The 20,918-nt window shown below is 37.3% G+C and carries 15 protein-coding genes and 1 tRNA gene; 3 read left to right on the top strand and 13 right to left on the bottom strand.

Annotated features, from left to right (window positions below; translation table 11 throughout):
• Positions 1 to 8 precede the first annotated feature (8 nt).
• The 8 genes from B5X55_RS06265 to B5X55_RS06300 form a co-directional block, all read right to left on the bottom strand.
• On the bottom strand, positions 9 to 1,199 hold the full coding sequence (locus B5X55_RS06265; RefSeq protein WP_079511757.1) for a C45 family autoproteolytic acyltransferase/hydrolase: 1,191 nt from the start codon (positions 1,197 to 1,199) through the stop codon (positions 9 to 11).
• Positions 1,200 to 1,302: 103 nt separating this feature from the next.
• Positions 1,303 to 2,841: a biotin carboxylase gene (locus B5X55_RS19195; protein ID WP_079511758.1), complete on the bottom strand. Its 1,539-nt coding sequence runs from the start codon at positions 2,839 to 2,841 to the stop codon at positions 1,303 to 1,305.
• Between the two features lie 18 nt (positions 2,842 to 2,859).
• Positions 2,860 to 5,607, bottom strand: coding sequence for an aminotransferase class I/II-fold pyridoxal phosphate-dependent enzyme (locus B5X55_RS19200; RefSeq protein ID WP_079511759.1), 2,748 nt, complete (start codon positions 5,605 to 5,607; stop codon positions 2,860 to 2,862).
• A gap of 3 nt (positions 5,608 to 5,610) precedes the next feature.
• On the bottom strand, positions 5,611 to 6,018 hold the full coding sequence (locus B5X55_RS06280) for a VOC family protein (RefSeq protein ID WP_079511760.1): 408 nt from the start codon (positions 6,016 to 6,018) through the stop codon (positions 5,611 to 5,613).
• Between the two features lie 33 nt (positions 6,019 to 6,051).
• Positions 6,052 to 6,972, bottom strand: a complete 921-nt coding sequence (locus tag B5X55_RS06285; protein WP_079511761.1) for a carbon-nitrogen hydrolase family protein — start codon at positions 6,970 to 6,972, stop codon at positions 6,052 to 6,054.
• Positions 6,969 to 8,285: an aspartate aminotransferase family protein gene (locus B5X55_RS06290; RefSeq protein WP_079511762.1), complete on the bottom strand. Its 1,317-nt coding sequence runs from the start codon at positions 8,283 to 8,285 to the stop codon at positions 6,969 to 6,971. The genes B5X55_RS06285 and B5X55_RS06290 overlap by 4 nt, the downstream gene beginning before the upstream one ends.
• 91 nt (positions 8,286 to 8,376) lie before the next feature.
• A complete protein-coding gene (locus tag B5X55_RS06295; RefSeq protein ID WP_143814421.1) occupies positions 8,377 to 8,784 on the bottom strand; it encodes a PepSY-like domain-containing protein in 408 nt (135 codons plus the stop codon).
• 283 nt (positions 8,785 to 9,067) lie between these two features.
• Positions 9,068 to 9,775 carry a Crp/Fnr family transcriptional regulator gene (locus B5X55_RS06300; RefSeq protein WP_079511764.1) on the bottom strand — a complete coding sequence of 236 codons (708 nt, stop codon included), beginning with the start codon at positions 9,773 to 9,775 and terminating at the stop codon, positions 9,068 to 9,070.
• 292 nt (positions 9,776 to 10,067) lie between these two features.
• Here B5X55_RS06300 and B5X55_RS06305 point away from each other — a divergent pair, with 292 nt between their 5' ends.
• On the top strand, positions 10,068 to 11,156 hold the full coding sequence (locus B5X55_RS06305; RefSeq protein ID WP_143814422.1) for an immunoglobulin domain-containing protein: 1,089 nt from the start codon (positions 10,068 to 10,070) through the stop codon (positions 11,154 to 11,156).
• Between the two features lie 223 nt (positions 11,157 to 11,379).
• Here the strand turns inward: B5X55_RS06305 and B5X55_RS06310 are convergent.
• The 4 genes from B5X55_RS06310 to B5X55_RS06325 form a co-directional block, all read right to left on the bottom strand.
• Positions 11,380 to 11,461, bottom strand: a tRNA-Leu gene (locus B5X55_RS06310).
• A gap of 116 nt (positions 11,462 to 11,577) precedes the next feature.
• Positions 11,578 to 13,275, bottom strand: coding sequence for an adenylate/guanylate cyclase domain-containing protein (locus B5X55_RS06315; RefSeq protein ID WP_079511766.1), 1,698 nt, complete (start codon positions 13,273 to 13,275; stop codon positions 11,578 to 11,580).
• A 7-nt stretch (positions 13,276 to 13,282) separates the two neighbouring features.
• Positions 13,283 to 13,660, bottom strand: a complete 378-nt coding sequence (locus B5X55_RS06320) for a response regulator transcription factor (protein WP_079511767.1) — start codon at positions 13,658 to 13,660, stop codon at positions 13,283 to 13,285.
• A gap of 36 nt (positions 13,661 to 13,696) precedes the next feature.
• Positions 13,697 to 18,070, bottom strand: coding sequence for a response regulator (locus B5X55_RS06325; RefSeq protein WP_234999681.1), 4,374 nt, complete (start codon positions 18,068 to 18,070; stop codon positions 13,697 to 13,699).
• A gap of 198 nt (positions 18,071 to 18,268) precedes the next feature.
• Between B5X55_RS06325 and B5X55_RS06330 the strand changes: the two genes are divergently transcribed.
• Positions 18,269 to 19,657, top strand: a complete 1,389-nt coding sequence (locus B5X55_RS06330; protein ID WP_079511768.1) for a dipeptidase — start codon at positions 18,269 to 18,271, stop codon at positions 19,655 to 19,657.
• A gap of 94 nt (positions 19,658 to 19,751) precedes the next feature.
• Here the strand turns inward: B5X55_RS06330 and B5X55_RS06335 are convergent, their stop codons facing one another.
• A complete protein-coding gene (locus B5X55_RS06335; RefSeq protein WP_079511769.1) occupies positions 19,752 to 20,330 on the bottom strand; it encodes a PhnA domain-containing protein in 579 nt (192 codons plus the stop codon).
• Positions 20,331 to 20,551: 221 nt separating this feature from the next.
• Between B5X55_RS06335 and B5X55_RS06340 the strand changes: the two genes are divergently transcribed.
• Complete coding sequence (locus B5X55_RS06340) at positions 20,552 to 20,917, top strand: BlaI/MecI/CopY family transcriptional regulator (protein ID WP_079511770.1); 366 nt, start codon at positions 20,552 to 20,554, stop codon at positions 20,915 to 20,917.
• Position 20,918: the final 1 nt, after the last annotated feature.

A 20,918-nucleotide genomic window follows, 5' to 3' on the forward strand; every position in this document is an offset into this window, starting at 1 on the left:
AGACTTTATTAATTTTCAACAGGCTCGTTCCAATAATCTACAATTACTTCCCAAGCTATTTCACCGCCTGGCATTAAACGATCACGAAGCTCCTGTTGTTTTTGTTTAGTTTTTCTACCTGCCATTCCCTTAACCAGTGAATCCACAACGGCGTCTTGCCAATGGTAACCATCACCTTCAACAGCAACTGTTTCCAAAATGTTAACTGGAATAACTGGCTGCCCAGAAGAATTGTAATGTATTAGGATATGTTCTTCCGCAAAATTATCGAAGCTTCTTTCAATCTTTATAGTTGGCCAGAGCACTTTCATAATTAGATTTGCTGGTTGATAAACTGATGTGTATAACGTTCCAAATCCTTCTTCAAATTTGGTATTGTACAGCGGAGAATATAAGAAGGCTTTTGCTAATTCATTAGCACTGATATTTTTTGATTTAAGGTAATTTTTAATAAAATTGTAACGTTTTTTTGTTTGGTTAAATTGAGCATTTTCCGGCCAATCTATTTCACCTTGATGATTTGTGGCAAATGCATCATTGGTTACTAATGGTGCTTTGTCAGGGGCCAACATTATTGTTTTTGAAGCTCCTGTTTTGTCAACTACAGTCACATTATATGACATGTGCGATGGAATTCTTTTTAACTCTTTTACCGCCTCAGCTGTATTCGTACAAAACTCTAAAACATATCTTAAGATAAAAGGGATTCCAAATCCATAACCAACTTCTTTACGGCCACCGAATGTAAGGGAAACACAAAGCCCTGCATCGTTCATTCCATCAACTATTCCAATTAAACAATCAGAAGTACCCATTACTCTATTATCGTTCCATTTACTAAGTAATATTGTTCCTTCGAGCAAATCTGGATGGTAATCATAGTTGCGTACTAGTTGAAATTCATCTGCTTTAATAACTGCTTGCGCACAAGCACTAATATATGCTGGCGGCTGAAATCCTGTTAGAAAACGAGCTATAACCGAATCGGCGTTTGATAATATGCATAGATGCTCATACGTTGGCCACATTTTAGGCATATATTTTTTTAAAGCATCTTGTGAAGTCTTTAGGTCAGGTTGGTTTACTGCGTTTTTTGACAAAAACCAAGTTCGGTACCCTGGCCAGAACGTATCAAATAGTCCTTTCCATTTTGGACCTGCCAAAGTAGGTTCAGAGACCGTACTAAAGTTCAATTGCATAGTGTGTTTTTAAAAATTAAGCCCATAAAAATTTATGGGCAATTTAAATAATCAATGCGAATGCTATTTCGCTGCAAATATTATCTGTATTAAATAGTACAGCTTATTTTGTTAAGCTACCGGTAAGCACTATTTTTTCACGTTTATCTTCCACTATTTGCGAAGTGTATTTTCCTCGAATGGCCTTTATCCAATCTTTTGCCCGTGCATTAAGTTGAAAGTCATCGTTCATCATACGCCCTCTTGATACCAATATACCTAAATCGGCTCCCTCATATAAATAATCTCCTTCTTTTGCGATATGAAGAAAAAATGCTTCTTTCTCAGTCTCTACCGCTCGTCTATGGGTGTCCATTCTATCATATTGTATATGGCCATTATCATACATTTTATAAATTCCCGATTTTGGGGCTTCAGATACATATTCAATCGTATCCTCCGTATGTTTAATGATCAATTGGCTCCAATCGTCAATATTCTCTTGTTTTGCCCATCTAGCATTTAGTTCTTTCACGTTCAGATCATATTCTACATCCATCCATTCCAAAATATGGAATATGAAAAGAGGAGCATCCGCTAGTGCAAATACAGCGTGATTAGTAATCGAACTTGCACCCGTTACTCTAGGGTTCAATTCTCCAAGATAAATTTCACCATTATCTTGATCTATTAGGAAATCAAGTTCAAAATAGCCTTTGTATCCTTCTTTTCTTAACTGATCACCGAAAAGTTGGGTATATTTTGTCGCCTTATTCCGAATTTCAGGGCTAAAAGCATTGGGGTAGATTTCATTACCGCACCAACCGCCTTTGTAAGGTGTCATTTCTTTAAAACCAACAAGTTCGGTCATCAAAGGAGCGACAATTGTACCATGTCTAGTAACACAGGCTTCAATTGCAGAACCTTTACAATTGATACGTTTCATTACTTTAACTTCTTTTTCCTTTACAATCTCCTCCTCATATTTCTTGAATTCCTCCTCATTAGAGATAAAAAAAGTGGTATGCCCCGAATCACCAAATGGTGTTTGAATTACCAAATCAGTACCAAGTACTTTAGAAACTTTTTGTAAATGTGCATAATCTGTGACGGGGGTGAGCACATAAGGTACACAAGGTACACCTGCCTTTTCGGCAATACGGTTGGTATTCACCTTGTTGTCCATAAAGGTTCGCATCTTGGCAGTAGGGAACATCACTTGAAGACCTAATTTTTTTGCAAGCTTCTCGGTCTTTTCATCGAACATTAAAAACATGGCCTTTCCTGCACTCTTCCCTTTTTTTCTAGTGGTCAAATAATCTTGAACTTCAGGATGTTGCAACAAATAGTTATTAATGTCTTCAATGCTTGTGAATTCATCATGTGGAATTTCCTCTTTAGGAGAAAAAACATTTGGATGTTGCCCATCAAAACATTCGATATGACAGATAAATTTAAAGCCTTTGATCCATTCATCTGCGCCTAGCATATTGAAATTGGTGGCACTGATGAAATAAAGTGGTATCTCGTTTTTGTAAAAGAATCTTCTTATATCGGATACGCCGTTAAGCACCTCTTTAGTTGCTACTTTTTTAGCTGGGACTATTTTTTTAGTCAATTTTTTGGCGGCTTTGGTAGTTGTTACTGCTTTTTTAGCGCTCATGTTTTTTATTTTCAATGATTAGATTAATTGCTTTTTCTTTTTCCCAATAGACATACCGCCCATTGAAGTGGTGATTTTATGACGATCCAATATTCTTTCCTTAAATACCCTTAGGCCTAAGTCAGAACGGTAACCGTGTATTTCGCTCACATCGAGTACAGTCAGAAAATTAATAATTTCATTGCTGACTACTTGACCTGGAACCAACACGGGAAAACCTGGAGGATATGGAATTACAAAGGTGGAAGCAACCAATTTTCTTCCTGTACCCATTACTGATAAACATTCGTTCAAGGGAACATATTCATAATTTTCTTCGTCGTATGCTAAGAAATAAGCCTCCCGTAAATTACCTCCTGGAACTCCTGGCACAGCTTGAAATGAATGATGGAAATAACTAAAATCGGGTAGAGGTGGCACTTCTTTGGTTAATGAATGTATCCTTTTATCACGTATCTCTCGTTCCTTATCGCTCAATGATTTAATTTCTTCATCTAGTTCATCCGCAATTTTTAAAAGGGCATTAGTAAGATAGGTGATACTGCCTCTGGTGGTTCCAATATTTGTCATGAATAACACCGTGTTGCGAGAGGTCTTATTGATTTGGATATTGAATTTATCCATTAAGTATTTGTTCTTAAAGGTGTCGCCATCAACCCCTGTCTTTCCGATATACAAGGTGATTTTGGTAGGGTCTAAAACAAATTCATCTTTTTCCCACGCCTCGTTCATTCGGCTCCAACCTTCATTCTTTGAATAGTATTCTTTAAGGCCGGTTTCTCGATATTTATTCGGAATAAAATCATGTACGGTTAGTACATCAAAGTATTTGCTCAATTGAGGGTTGTCAGTAACCTTAGCCCTTAAAACCATAGCCATTTCAATACTTTTTTCAACCAATTCGAACCCTTCTAGCTGCACTTGTCGCCTACCTACATCCAATGAGGCCAACATTTGATAATTTGGTGAAGTAGAGGTATGGGTCATATAAGCTTCTAAGAAAGTATTCTCACTTTTTCTGCGAAAATCTTCATCCCAAATATGAATCATAGAACCTTGTCTAAAGCTACTCAAGGTTTTGTGCGTACTTTGGGTGGCATATACCCTTATCTTAACCTTATCGGGGTCGGGTAATAATGATTGGTCCCCATTGTTCAATCCCTTAATATGGTCATTGTATTGTTTTCGGTACTTGGCACTATTATACTTTTCATACAGTTTTTTAGCAGTAACCATACCGGTACGTTGCTTATAGTTATTCGCGAAACCAGCAAAGGCAAACCATGCTTCATCCCATAAAAAGACCATATCTGGTTTTATTGCGAGTACTTCTTGCATGACCCGCTCCACATTATAAACTAGGCCATCAAAAGTGCAATTCGTCAATAGCAACATTTTTGCTTTGTCAAGTCTTCCTGCCTCTTTTAACTGCAGTAATCTAGATTTGATTTGTTCTAAAGGAACAGCCCCGTACATGGAATATTCTTCTATTGGGTACGAATCTAGATAAACGGGATAAGCCCCTGCAAGCACCAAACCATAATGGTGCGACTTATGACAATCCCTGTCAATAAGCACCACATCCTCTGGCTGAACAATAGCCTGCATTACTATTTTATTGGCTGTAGATGTTCCATTAGTCACAAAAAAAGTATGTTGTGAACCGTAGGCATCTCTTGCCATTTCCTGTGCTTTTTTTAGAGGGCCTGTTGGTTGTAATAGTGAATCTAGTCCTCCTGTTGTTGCCGAAGTTTCTGCCAAAAACATATTACGACCATAAAAATCACCAAAATCATTAATCCATCTCGATTTAAAAACTGAATTTCCTCGGGATATTGGCATAGCATGAAATACACCTGTCGGTTTTTGGCTATATTCTACCAAGGCAGAGAAAAAGGGCGTCTCGTAACGCTCCGCGATTCCTCTCATAATAGTAAGATGCAGCTCCTGTATATCTTCGGTCTGATAAAAAATACGTCTAAAGCCTTTTATAGTGCTGTCTTTAAGATAACCTAAAGAAGTGTCGGTAACATAGTAAGAATCCAATTCGGGGCGGAACTGTTTGATCAATTGCCCCATGATCGGTCCTAATTCGGTTTCTGGTTTTGTTGAAAAGTCTAGTTTTGTAACTTCCTCTATGTAGGGTTTGATGAGAGGTGTAATCTTGCTTGAGTGATATGGAGGCGCATAACGTATAACAACGGCTTGTATATTATGATTAAAAAGCAAGCTGATCATCGCATCTTGAAAAGATCGTTGAACTACTACCCCATAAGTAAATTTATCACTGTGTGAGCGTAAATTTCTTAAACTATGCTTCAGTGTATGTTCTTCTTGTTCAGAAATATTATCTACAAAAAGAACCTCAAAATGATTTTTTCTAACGCTATTTTGTTGGTCGTGCTCTTCGGCAGACTCCATACTATGTTCATCAAAATCAACAAAGTCAGAATTTCCTTTATAACTATCCCCAACTAATTGCTTTGTAGTTTCGGCCACCAAATGGGAAAGGGATGCATATTCATGTGCGGCAAATGCTTTATCTAATTTGTGTAAACGCTCTTTTCCCGGAGAAGCAAAAAAACATTCTACCCCTTTTAAGTCTTTTAGTAACTCTTTGATTTTTAGTTTGTGCGTTTTTTCATTTACCGACCCTTTATGGCATCGGGTAAGCTCAGAAGTTTCAATTTTTAATTGATTCCAATAATCTACCCGTAGTTGACCGATGTTATAATAGGGTGCACTTTTTGTTTTATTTTGAGTCACGTTCTAGTTTTTTGAGTGTAAAGCAAGTTTGTTTCCTTGACAATCGATGAAAATGGCAAAATATCCTTCGTCTTCTCCTATGAAGGTTTTTGGCATCACTATACGTCCGCCTGCTTGTTCCACTTTGTTTAATACATTGTTTAAATCGTCGCCACCATTCAAATAAATCAGAGGTCCCTTATCACTCGGTATAGAACCTGTTCCTGAGATGACCGCCCCACCAATACCGGTTGTTACCGGAAAAAAGGCCATTGCATTTACATCTGTTATGTTTTGTACCATTTCAATTTCGAAAATCTGGTTATAGAAATAAACGGCTTGTTGAAAATCGACCGCTGGTATTTCGAACCAACTCACATAATCTTTAATTGCTATTGCTTTTTTCTTCTTACCTAGTGGAACTCCACCCATATTTTTCTGATTTAAATTACACCATCATGCTTTTTACTTGATAGTCGAGACTTTTTGCTCTAATTCGTTTTCTTTGATTTTTAGTGCTGTGATTTTATCCAATCTGGACGGTTTAATAAGTGGCCCTAAAGAATCAAGATATGGCGTTGCCAAATTGGGTTGATAGATACCAAAATGACTTGATTTCAGGTGATCTCTAAAACTTTTTAAAGGTTGCCCCAAACGTAATATCCCTAATTCACGACTTCTTCTGGCTCTTTCAATGTTCAATTCTAATGGGATAATCTCTTCGGTGCCTTCAGATTGATGTAATACTCTACCATCTGGTCCACAGACGATTGACCGACCGCATCCGCCAGTATCTAACCCATTTACATCAAATAAATAACATTGGTTGATTGAAGCCATAGCTCTTACAATAGATAATTCGATTTCTCGATCTATAGTTCCTGACATTGTTGGATGCATAATAACCTCGGCACCCATGGTTGCCAACGTACGAATGGTTTCTGGAAACCACATGTCATAACAAATAGACACCCCAAATCGTGCTACATTAGGCACATCAAAAACACAATAATGCTCACCCGGCGTCACACCTGTTTCATATGGATAAAAAGGAAACATTTTACGGTAACGAGTTACAATTTCCCCCTTAGGATTTATAACTGTTGCTGTGTTATAAATTTTATCATCACTTTTTTCAAATATAGAACCTGGAAGTAACCAAATTCCATATTCTTTGGCTTTGGCCTGCATTTCTGCTTCAAAATTATTCGGGATTGGTTGTGCGGTATGCGTCAAAGGACCGTATGCACATAGTTCGCTAAACATAATCATCTCTATCCACGGGTATAGATTCATGGTTATATCAATTTTGAGCTTCATCATTTCCACATTGGAAGCGACAGCCGATACCTTCATTTGTATTCCTGCAATTGCGAATGGTTTCATATATTTTTTATAGCTTTTTTAATTTGGACTTCTAGGATAGATAACCCTTTTTCTAATTGTTCTTCTGTAATTACTAAGGGTGATAAAATTCGTAATGCATTTTTATAAGTTCCTGCACTTAAAATGACCAACCCATCTTCGGCACAGCCTTTCACTATTTGAGGACATATTTCAGAATTAGGCTGTCTAGGATCTCCATTTTTAACAAATTCAATCGCTACCATAGCGCCTACACCTCTTACATCTCCAATCTCAGAATGTTGTTTCATTAAATGTTGTAATCTATCCATGATTACATTACCTATTTTGATGGCTTTTTCGTTCAAATTAATATCCTTCATGTATTTAATTGTCGCGGATGCTGCAACACAACAGATGGGACTACCGATGTATGTACCGCCAATAGAACCAATAGCCGCAGCATCCATAATATCAGCCCGGCCAACTACTGCAGCAATAGGTAGACCAGACCCCATGGACTTCGCATACGTGCTAATATCAGGTTGTACACCGTAATGTTGCCAACTTGCCCAGTGCCCAGTACGGCAAAATCCGCTCTGGATTTCATCCATGATTAGTAAAATTCCATGCTCATCACAAAAACCTCTTAAACCTTCTAAGTATTTTTGAGGTACTGGATTAAACCCACCTTCACCTTGAATTGGTTCTATAATGACGGCTGCAACGCTTTTAGGGTCTACCAAATTTAGGGCACTTTCATAAAGCCTTTTGAGTTCGTCCTCTACAAATTTATCCATATCACGGGTCCCTCGATACCTATAGAAATTAGGGAAAGGAAGTCTATATACTTCTGGAGAAAAAGGGCCACAATCATACTTATAACTTACTTTACTGGTCAACGTCATAGCCATCATAGTTCGTCCATGATAGGCTCCAGTAAAACAAAGTATTGCAGACTTTTTGGTAGCTTGACGTGCAATCTTTATAGCATTCTCAACAGCTTCTGCCCCTGTACTTACCAACATTACTTTTGTATTATCCCCATGTGGTAAAATCTCTGCCAATTCTTCACATAGCTGTATGTAGGGTTCATAGGTTACAACATTAAAACTAGTATGCAAATACTTACCTGCTTGTTCACGAATCGCCTCTACAACAGGTTCTGGACAATGCCCTGCATTTACAACACCTATTCCTCCTGCAAAATCGATAAGTTCTCTTCCATCAACATCTATTATTATGGCTCCTTTGGCTTCCATAACCGTAGCGGTATTAAATACACCTACTCCATTTGCCACGACCTTCTTTCTTCTATTGAAGAGATCTTGTGATTTAGTTACTTCTTTTATCATTTCAAAATGTTCTGTTTTCCTAAAATTTAGGCTTAATAATTTATTTATATGGTCTATACATAATTAAACGAATCTTAAAATTACTTTCGTTTTATGCTATTAGGGTCCCAACAATTTTACCTGTAATATCATAAAGAACTTTAAACGCGTACAGGCCATTGTCTAAATTCATCTCATATATATTCTGAGCAGGAGTCTCAACATAAAAGACTTTTTGTAGATCATCTCTATTATATTTTTCCTCAAATGTTAGTTGCAAAGCCTCAGGAACTTTATTGATTGGAATTAGAGTAATTGTTTCCATCCAATCTCCTTCACTATTAAACAATGCAGAATATTTGTCATCTTTTAAGGTGAAATTTACATGCCATTTAAAAACATCGATTTGTTGCCATAGAATATTCTTTGCCTTTGGAAATTTTCGGTTAAAAGATTTTATGACAACCGGGTTTGTGTCGCGTCTTTTTCTTCTTAATAAATTCGGTAATGAAAATGGCATACTTTTTTTAACTTTCTTGTGAACGTGTATATTAGGTCTTGTCGCTGGTAAATTTTTTAAATCTGAATGACTGAGACAACGCAATTTTCATAACATCCTAAGAGTGGAAAAGTAATGGGATATAAGGAAAATAGGGAGTTTGGAGAATAATTATCCAGCTTACGTTTTAAAGGTAGGTTGTAATTGAAGCCAGAACAGCCCCCTAGGTACCACTTCTAAATATTTTTTGAAAATATTTAGAAATACTTAAGGAGCAATAGAAAGTGGATGTTCAAAAAAAAAATTATGGAATATAGTTTTCCTCCGCAATCGAAAGAAGCACTTCTAAATTTTTTACGTTTATTTTTTTGCGACTTACCGAAATAGCACCGCAACGTTTCAATTCTTGTATATGCCTGCTAACAACAGATCTGGTAGTACCGATTAAACCTGCAATTTCATCATTGGGTAAGTTATTGATCAATTGCAGTTTATTGGTTTCGCCGTTAATATTTTTAAGGAGCAATGCGGCTAGTCGTACTAAGGTGCTATGGAGGGTGACATCAGTGGCAACATCCATTAATTGTCGCATACGATCTCCTAAATAATACAATATTGCTTTGTGCATTGCAGGGTATTCATTGATCCACAATCGCATTTGAGCCATGGGAATTTTTAATACCTCTAATACATCCAAAGCCTCCCAATAAACATCATGTGGTTCTGAATCTAAAAGAGATAGTACATCAAAAACATCCCCATCAGATAAAACAAATACGGTATGTTCTCTTCCAGAATCAGGATTAGATTTAAATACTTTTAACCTACCAGAAACGATAAAGTGAAAAGTGGAAGCCACTTCAAGACTGTTTTTAAAACTTTTTGCACTCCAATGTTCCACCGTCATTTGACTTAAGAGGCGATTAAGTGACTTAGTGCTAGAATCCTTTAAAAAAGGAGATTGTTGAAGTTCCTGTAAATATCTTTGGTAGTCGATGTTTTGGGGTGTCATGCCTTTGGGATTAGTGTAAAGTTAATCAAATTATATAATACCAGCGATTAGCCCAAACTCTAAAACAAACTCTTTGCGAAGTAAAGCCTAAAATTAGAAAAGCCAACTTTTAGTCGGTTTTTCTGATTCTTAGAGCCAGTGAACAATTCATTAAAGCACAGTTTACATTATGTGATTATTTACAAAATTGATTTAATGAATTATGACCACATCTTATTTCAATTATACAACATTTACTTTTATACGAATTCAAATAGTAATATTTTGCTATTTGAAAATGGAATACCAGCAAATGAAATTATTCATACTCTCAATTATAACTGTCATTTTAGGTTTATCGAATTTAAATGCACAACAAATTGGAGACTATAAATCTGTCGGCTCTGGAAATTGGACAAGTATTGGTGTTTGGAATACTTATAATGGCACTGCATGGATTCCAGCAACATATTACCCAGGGCAAATTACCGGCACTAATGACGTACTTATTATAGGAGGCAATTCTGTCTCTATTTCATCAAACATTCCAAATACCATAAACTCGGTAACCGTAGGGGATGGAACAGGAGCACTAGATAATTTTTTTGTAAGTGGTACCTCATCCCTAAATACTCAAGTAATCACCATTGCAAATGGCGGCATAGCCGAATGGATTTCCAACGTAAGTTTATCACTTCCAGCAGGGGCCAATTTCAAGATTGATACTGGGGGTGAACTTGTTACAGACAAACCATGTAATGCTGCAAAAAGATTAATTATAGGCACCACTATCTATTCCACATGTAACGGTGCTGCTGGGGCGCAATTTAGTTTTACAGATTTAAATGAAGAGGGCGGAACATTGTCGGTTACACCTACTTCAAATAGCCCAATATGTGAGGGAGACTTATTGAATTTATATTCGAATCCATCTGGTACAGGTTCCTCAAACGCATCTTATTTATGGACAGGGCCAAACGGATATACCTCAACTATCCAAAATCCAGTAATTTCTGGTCTTATTGCAGGTGATTATGACTATACCGTGACAATTAGAGATTCGGCTGGAAATACAAATACTAAAACTTTGAGTATTATAGTGTTGCCTACACCAATAGTTACAAGTACAACGCCCGGCTTCAGAAATGGACCTGGAACCGTTGTTTTAGAAGCATCTGCATCTTCAGGAACATTAAATTGGTATGTAAACCCTTCTGGAGGTTCTTCTTTAGGAACCGGACCGTCTTTTACTACACCTACCATTTCCACATCTACTAGCTTTTATGTTGAAGCATCAGATAATGGTTGTATTTCTGACAGAATAGTTGTTTTGGCAACTGTAAATACTAATTCTACCGTCATTACCAATCGTAATATTACCTACCGAATAAAAAAGAGTTAATAAATAATTAGCTAGTTTTAATCTTCAAAAAAGGTTACCTAAAACGCCATATTAACAAGAAAGCAAAGTTTATATAAGAAGTAAGAAAATATAAAGAATTCGAGAATATACCTTTTAATAATTTTTTTCAGTTGAACAGTAATTTAAAAATTACTAAAAGCTATCAATTATATTCATCAGAGAAGACAAAAAAGCCTCTTGATTTCTCAAGAGGCTTTCGTTGTACAGGCGGAGAGACTCGAACTCTCACACCTTGCGGCACTAGATCCTAAGTCTAGCGTGTCTACCAATTCCACCACGCCTGCCTTTGCCAATTTTATTTGGCTGTGCAAATATAAAGCAATTTTTGAATTTAAAAACGGACTTGCCGAAAACTTTTACTACGAATCGAAATACTAAAAATATCTAATCGTTTTAACCTTTATTTGGTATTCATCAGCTCTATTCCTTTCCAATTATCTTCTATTTCTTGGGTGATAAGGTGCGCTGATTTGTTTAAGAATAATTTTGACGTTTGATCCATTGTGTTCAACTTAAAAATTTCTTGAAAAGCAACAGCAGCCATTGCAAACTCCTTATTGAAATAATAGCTCATCGCATCATTAAAAGTCGACATTGTTTGAAGCTTATGATCAAACAACGAATCATCATCGCCATTGATACATTCATAAAGATCTATCGATTTTTGTTTTCCTTTTACCTGCACAGGCCCTAGGAACCTAAAATTAAATGCTTGTTGGTTGGTTAGTTTATCCTTACACTCTTTTGTTAACAAAATGGAGGTGCCATAATGTTTGGAAAGGCCCTCAATTCTTGCAGCCGTATTAACAGTATCCGAAATAATGGCTGCATCCAAACGATTACTATCTCCTGTAATACCCATTATTAGATTACCATTTTGCATACCTACACCAATTTTAACTGGCAACCTCTTTTTCAATACCCGTTCCTTATTGTATTCATGCAATACTTTATGCATTTCTACCGATGCGTTTAGCGCACTTTGAGGACCTTTAGGAAATAAAGCCATGAAACCATCTCCTAAATACTGCATGATGAACCCCTCATTTTTTCTCACAATAGGTCCCATACGATTATTGAAACCATTAACGAACAAGAAATTATCTTTTGGAGAAAGTCCTTCAGAAATAGTGGTGAACTCCCTGATATCTGCAAATACCACGGTAACTTCCCTTTCGGTAAGATCCCCTAAGGAAATCTCCGTTATTTTAGCTTTGCCCAAGGATTTTATAAACTCCGAGGGAACAAATTTTTGGGTCACCTCATGTATCACCCTTATGGCCTCTTCCCTATCCCTGGCTTCTTTCAGCCCTTTCTGATATAAATGCGCACTTTCTATGGCCGCTGCCGTTTGTAAGGCTATCGTGGTCAGCAATTTTAATTCTGCAGCGGTAAATTCCTTTTTTTCCTTATGTCCTAAAATGACCATTCCTAAGGTTCTATGCTTCACTTTTAAAGGGGCATACATCACCGCCTTTAAATGTTGGATAGACAAATTATCCTTAATTCTATTCTCAGGGACAATGGCGGCATTACCCTTTAAAATTAAGCTTTTAAGTACTTCATTCTGGTCTTTAATGTTTCTCTCACTATTGGGGTTATCCCCAAAAGAAGCTAGTTTAGTGACCTCGTCTTCATCGGGGTCATACATTAAAAAGAGACCGTGTGTTGAACCGATAATTTGGGAGGATTCCTGTAATGCTATCTCGGCAATAGATGCCGTATCAATTTTTTCGGAAATCATTTCACTTAAACCGTATATCATATTAATTTCACGATATAGGCTTAAAACTTCCTTTCCAATCCTTTTCTTTTCAAACTCTTTGGTCAACAACGTTTTAATCAGGTCAACCAAAAAGGAACCACTTGCATTACTACATTTGACTACGCCCAATCTTAATCTATCACAAACCAAGTCAACGGAATAAGAATACTCCTTCTCGGCATCACCCCAAAGTACCTTGCTATCATGATCCAAAACCAGCAATTCTATATTTAAAAAGGAAGCGGTTTGCTTTAACAAGGATATGGAATCTTTGTCCCTTTGGAGCACATATTTTAAGGCCCTAATCCATAAAGAGATGCCGTTTTCACTCATGCTAAATTTAAAGTTTAATTATTTCCTCTGCTATGGACAACATTTCGTCGGGATCAAAGGGTTTTGTCATATAGCGGTCTGCACCCATATCCAATCCCTTTTGACGGTCAACCTCTTGACCTTTAGCAGTTAACAGTATAATGTATATATCTGTAAGCTTAAGTTCCTTTTTTACTTTATAACAAACCTCCATTCCATTCAACTTTGGCATCATCACATCTAAAAAGACAAGACTAGGCTTTTCTTTTTCAATGATACTCAGCGCTTGTTCTCCATTTTCAGCAAATAAGAGTACTACACCATCATCTTCCAAATCTTCCAAAGTTTGCTCAATTAGCATTCTTATATGGGGTTCGTCGTCAACAATCAATATTTTTTTACTCATAGCTGTTTTTTAACTTAATTGGCTGGGACATCCCTTTTATTCATAAACAAAGAACATTACATTCTCCATACCCTTTTGAACTTTTAAATCCTTGATGAAGTTTTTATTCCCATTGTAAACAGAATTTAACATGATTATATCGGGCATTGATTCACTTGCTGTTGCCAATAAATTTTCAGAAGTAGTTTCCATCACCTTATACCCTCTAGCACTTAAGACATCCGTCAATGTTTTTACCGCTGACGCATCTTCGTCTACTACCAATACTTTCTTTTTTGAAACCCCTTGTTCCAATAATTCATCGACTGCATGAAACAATTTTTCCGTATCTATAGGTTTGGTCAAATATCGATCTACCCCTATTCTAAAACCACGCTCCTTATCCTGTACAATGGATAAAATTATAATGGGAATATCCATGGTAGCCGGGTCATTTTTCAAAACTGCTGCAACATCGAACCCATTAATTTCAGGCATCATGACATCTAAAATAATAAGGTCTGGTTTCTCTAACCGTACCATATCCAAAGCAGCTTTCCCATTGGCCGCTTCACGCACTCGATATCCAGTATCGGTAAGTTCTTGGCGTAATAACGAGCGTATGGGAGTGTCGTCATCCACTACTAATATGGTAGGCTTACCATCTGCCTTTTTCTTTGAACTGTGACTAATTTGCTTCTTTAGACTTCTAAGAATCCGATCCAATTGTATAGGTTCTTGTATAGCAGCTTCCCCTAAAACGGGTAAGGAAAAGAAGAAAGTACTCCCCACATTGAATTCACTCTTCATCCAAATGATTCCGCCATGATGTTCTATAATTTCCCGACAAATAGGAAGGCCTAACCCTGTTCCTTGGGGTTTATCCGTTAGCGTATCGCCCGCTTGTCTAAAGCGCTCAAAAATCTTATGCCTGTCTTCATCGGCTATACCAATCCCGGTATCCTGAACCTCAAAAATTAGCTGTCCCTTTTCTTGGTAAGCTTCAATGCTTACCGTTCCCTTTTTAGTAAATTTCACGGCATTCGAAAGCAGATTGATGACCACTTGAATTAACTTGTCTTCATCTGCTTTTATAATAGGCAGGTCTTCCGGTATTTTCTTTTTAAGCTTTAAACCCTTTTGCTCGAATAAGGATGAAGTAGCCGCTATTCCCCTATTGATGACATCTTGAAGAAAAATGGGCCTCATGTTCCACTCCATCTTTCCAGATTCTATTTTAGCAAGATCTAATACGTCATTAATTAGATTGGTCAATCGTTCCCCTTCTGAGACCACCACATCTAAATTTTCGCTCACTTGCTTCATGGTACGTTTAATCTTTTGATCACTAACGTCTACGGCCGGGAATATTTTATCCTCCAAACGTTTACGGATAATTTTGGCAAAACCTAATACAGAGGTAAGCGGTGTTCTCAGTTCATGACTTACCGTTGAAAGAAAGGCGCTTTTTGCTTCATTGGCATCTTCAGCCTTTGCTTTGGCCTCTTTCGCCTCTTCAAACAGCTCTGCATTATGCAATGCAATACCAACGTTAATCGCAATTGTTTTGAGCAGCTTTTTATCTTCCTCAGTAAACCTACTTTCTTGCTGGGTACTTTGGACACTAAGTACACCAATAACCGAATCCTCAACTGGTATAGGGACGCCCAAATAGGAAACGGCAAGCTTGCCAGAATGCTTAACTCCGATTTTATCATATTCCGCAGAAATATCCGCATCCTTATTGATTAATAATGGCTCTCCTGTCTTAATAATTTGAGAGGTCAATCCTTCCCCGTAACTCATGGGTTGCATATCATCTCCATCTTCGTATGGAAAGCTAATAATGTTGGTCTCGGGGTCGAGAATGGCCAAATACGTAATATCCGATTTGAACAATTTTTTCATTTCATCCCCAACCAATTGGATCAGATCATTTAATTGTAATTTTTCAGTAAGGGCCTGACTTACTTGATTAACAGTTGCCAATTCTTTCAAGCGTTGATTTGCCTCCTTGGTCCTTTCAGCAACCGTATCTTCCAATATTTTTCGTTGGTTCAAAAGAATACTTGTTCGTGCTTTAACGACAAGGTATACTACCGCTAAAAAAGACAAGCCGTAGAGGAGATAGGCCCACCAGGTAGCGTACCAAGGAGGGATTATTGAAAAAGATACGGAGGTTTCATCGGTGATATCCCCGTAGATATTCTGGGCTTTTGTTTTAAACGTATAATCTCCAGCGGGCAGGTTAATGTATTCCCGTGAAGTTTGCTTAGACCAATCTGACCAAGTGTCATCTAGACCACTTAATTGAGTGCTATACTTTATTTCTTTTTGACCTATAAATAAGGGCGCCGCATAGTTTACGGTTACCGAATTCCTATCAAAAGGAATATTCAGTTTTTCTGGAAAATCAATATTCCCTCCATAAACCAATGAATCTCCAGCAATCGTCATTTTTCTAATAGCCACCTGAAACTCCGGAATAATCGGTTTTTCCAGATTACCTTCATACCGTATAACCCCATCAGGCCCTGAAAACCATACTACTCTTGAGCCATCTGGTTCTGAATCTTCGGGATATATGGTGTAAATCCTTGTGTTCTTAAGTTCTTTAAAAACATCTGAATTTATTTTAAATTCCCCAAGACTATTCTTTTCCGCAAACATTACACCTGATCCAACGTTAAACCAAATTTTTCCATCTTTAGTTCTCTTGGTTGCTGAACCTGGATTCTTCCAGTTAATGAACTTATCAAAAAAAAACTTCTTTTTTTCAAACCGATCGGCAGCTTCATTAAGTACATAGGTTTCCTTAGCTTTGCTAGCAAATACACCTATTTCACCCTCATTATCAAAAATTCCAATGTCAGAATCTGGCAAACCTTCCTTTTCACCGTATAAAATGAATTCTGAATTATTTAAATCTAACTTGTCCTCAAAATATTTAGGAATAATCTTTACTACTTGGGCATCTAGGTTTGTATCCATCCATAGCGAACCATCTTCTTTTTCTATAATCGTTCCCCCTCCCAATACTACCTTATTCGTACTTGATTCTTCCTCAAACTGCTGGGTTTCCTCATTGAAATACAAACTTACTAAACCCTGCTGGTGCTCCACAAAAATTCGGTTGCTATCCTTTTTTGATTGTGTGGTTATTCGTGCCCTAAAATCATAATTTACACTTTCTCTAACATAACTAAAAGTCTTATTCTTAAGTTCAATATACCCCATACCATTGGTTCCAACATATAGCCGATTTCGAAACTCAAAAAAATTACCTCCTTGACCAAAAGTCCCGGGAATTTGGATAATGCTATTTGTTTCCTCATCGAAATATGCCACTCCAATATTATTGCTTAAATAAAGGATGTTCTTATGGCGATTGGCTGTAAATACAGCGGTTTTGAGACCCATACTAGAATCCAAAATGGTAAAATTTGAATTTAAGTTCACACTGGAGATTCCATTAAAATGCATCATCCATAATACCCCCCTAGAATCTACATAAACATAGTTGACAGTGCCGTCGGGTAAGCCATTGGCTGTAGTAAACTTTTGAAGTAACTTTCCGTCACGGTCTATAATATAAGCCCCATCATTTCTGGTATTCAATACATATCGCCCATCTTTCAGGGTAGCACCTGGTAGATATAGTTCTCCTTTAACCTGTTCGTCTATTTCAGTTTTGAATGGAACAAACTCCTTACCATCATATAGAAAAAAACCTTGGGTTCTAGTACCAACGAGCATCTTGTCATCATACGGTAGCATGGTATAAATACGTTCGCTGGCAAATTGTTCCCCATTAGGAACTAACTCAAATGTATCATCATCTTTGAGAATACAAAGGCCCCTATCCCATATTCTTAGATAATAGGTGTCATTTACTATGTTGCCTACGTGATACCCATTCTCTGATGAAATTACTTTCATCGATTTACCGTCCCAACAATAGAGTTTGAATTCAGTTCTAAAAATAACTCTTCCCTTATAGTAATCAATCTCCCAAACATCAGCAAAATTCTTGTGTTCCTCTGGAATTTTGTCAATCAAAGAAACATACTTCATGGTTCCAGATTCCGAAGTAGCTAAATAACCAAATTCACCCGCACCACCAACATGGATTCTTCCATTATCATCTTTTGCAAAACTTCTTGTACCGAAACCGGGCACTTCAATTAATTCCCAGTTCACCCCATCAAATTGCAAAACCCCATTCCCATTTGCAAAATACATGAACCCATTATCATCCTCCAATCCCCACCAACTAATTGGATCGGCACCATATTCTTGATATTTATAAGTAGTTATCAAGGGTCTACCCACTTTCTCCTGGGCAAGAATTTGAGCAAAAAATGAAAAAATGAAAAAAAAGCCTAGACAAAGGCTTTTGCCTAAAACGATACGGTTGTGGTTTATTTGCATGTTCGTTGGTATAGTTAATGCAAGTGAAGGGGGGTAACCTGCTAATCCTAAATATACAAAATAAATATGCACACGCTTTGTTTGTTTACTGTAAAAAAGGCCATGGTTAGTAAACTACTATTTTTTTCTTATCCCTTATGGAACATAATTATTTAAAAAGCTTCTTTTTCGTACATTTAAAACTTTCCAAAAAAATCTATGAAACATATTACTGATTACATTGCTCAAAACAAAGAAAGATTTTTAAATGAACTCATTGAACTACTAAAAATACCTTCCATAAGTGCAGATACTGCGTTCACACAAGATGTGCTGGATACGTCCGAAGCTGTAAAAAAACGACTTGAAGAAGCCGGTTGCGATGTTGTAGAAATTCATGAAACTGCAGGGTATCCTATTGTTTACGGTGAAAAAATAATAGACACCAACTTACCTACGGTACTGGTATACGGCCATTATGATGTGCAACCTGCAGATCCCGTCGATCTATGGCACTCACCGCCCTTTGAGCCCGTTATCAAAAAAACCAGCCTTCATCCAGAAGGTGCTATTTACGCCAGAGGTGCCTGCGACGATAAGGGGCAAATGTATATGCACGTAAAGGCTTTGGAATTGATGGTGAAGACCAACCAGTTACCTTGTAATGTAAAATTCATGATCGAAGGCGAAGAGGAAGTGGGCAGCAACAACTTGAGTATCTATGTGGCCGAAAACAAAGAGAAATTGGCCAATGATGTCATATTGATTTCAGATACGGGAATGATCGCCAATGATGTACCTTCCATCACAACGGGCCTACGCGGACTTAGTTATGTGGAGGTTGAAGTCACTGGGCCAAACCGAGACCTGCATTCTGGGCTCTATGGTGGTGCCGTGGCAAACCCTATCAATATTCTGACGAAGATGATTGCTAGCCTCCATGACGAGAACAATCATATCACGATTCCAGGGTTCTACGATAACGTAGAGGATTTATCCGATGAGGAAAGATCCGAAATGGCAAAAGCTCCCTTTAGTTTAGATAAATATCAAAATGCCCTTGATATAGCATCTGTTTACGGTGAAAAAGGCTATTCTACCAATGAACGTAACTCCATTAGACCTACGTTAGATGTGAACGGGATTTGGGGCGGATACATTGGTGAAGGTGCCAAAACTGTCATTGCAAGCAAGGCATTTGCAAAAATATCAATGCGTTTGGTACCCAATCAAGATTGGAAGAAGATTACGGAATTGTTCAAAACACATTTTGAATCTATTGCACCAAAAGGGGTAACCGTAAAGGTAAAACCGCACCATGGCGGTCAAGGGTATGTTACTCCAATTGACACCATTGCGTACCAGGCGGCATCAAAAGCCTATGAAACTACCTTTGGCAAAAAACCTATTCCACAACGTAGTGGTGGTAGCATTCCTATTGTTTCTTTGTTTGAGAAAGAATTGGGTAGTAAAACAATTCTAATGGGCTTTGGTTTGGATAGTGATGCTATCCACTCACCTAACGAGCATTTCGGAGTTTGGAACTATTTTAAAGGCATTGAGACAATTCCATATTTCTATCAGTATTTTACTGAAATGAATAAATAAAATAAACGTCTTTGCGAGCTTTTAAGCGAAGAAGCAATCTGTCAGTTTCATTTACCAAACTAACAGATTGCTTCGTTTTACTCGCAAAGACGTTTTATATTTTCTTCACGTACTTGGTAATGATAACAGTAAGCGTAGGTCCTACTTTACCTTCAATAAATTCTGCATTTTCACGGTCTAATGAAATTCTACGAACCGCAGTACCTTGTTTGGCAACTTGGCTAGAACCTTTTATTTTAAGATCTTTAATAAGAACAACACTATCTCCGTTCTCTAGAATAACACCGTTCACATCTATATGAATAATTTTATCGGCTTCTGCCATTCCTTCACCTGTAGCTTTCGCCCAATCTAAAGCCTCTGGCTCCAAATATATCATATCCAAAAGGTCTTTAGGCCATCCTTCAGACTTTAAACGCGATAACATACGCCATGCAACGACCTTTACAGAATCGTATTCACTCCACATACTATCATTAAGACAGCGCCAGTGGTTAGCATCCATTTGCTCAGGGTCTAGAATTTGTGTGCGGCACGTTTCACACGCCAAAATACTAGAGTCAACTCCACTTATAGTAACTGGCTCCACTTCAAAAACTTCTAAATTATTGGTACCCGTACAAAGTTCGCAAGTTGAACCGCTACGTGCTTCCAAATCAGATAATACACTCATTATTGGTTGTTTTAAAAACAAACTTACATCTTTTTCATGGGGTGGTCGGGCCTTTCCCCAAAGAATTGGGGTCGGGCTATTCGTTACAAGTACGCTTCGTAAAAGGCGAATGCGGGCTTTTCACTTCTATCCCTAAGGCAAAAACAAGTATTTAAACTCTACGTTTGTAGAATTAAAATATTTATTCTATGTTTGTAGAACAAATTCTAAACTTGTAGAAAATGCAGTTGTCAAAATCGGAAGAAGAATTAATGAATATTCTCTGGAAACAGAAAAAAGCTTTTATGAAAGATTTGCTAGACGTTTATCCAGAACCTAAACCTGCCACCACAACGGTAGCAACACTTCTTAAACGTATGACCGATAAAGGCTTTATTGATTACAAAAATTTTGGACGAAGTAGAGAATACTTTCCACTAGTGAAAAAGAAAGACTACTTCTCAAAACACGTAAACGGACTCATTAAAAACTTTTTCAACGATAGCGCTAGTCAGTTCGCTTCGTTTTTTACTCAAGAAACCAATTTGAGCAAAACCGAATTGGAAGATTTGAAGAAATTAATTGATAGTGAAATTCTAAAGAAATAGC

The organism is Maribacter arcticus, from assembly GCF_900167935.1.
GTDB lineage: Bacteria > Bacteroidota > Bacteroidia > Flavobacteriales > Flavobacteriaceae > Maribacter > Maribacter arcticus.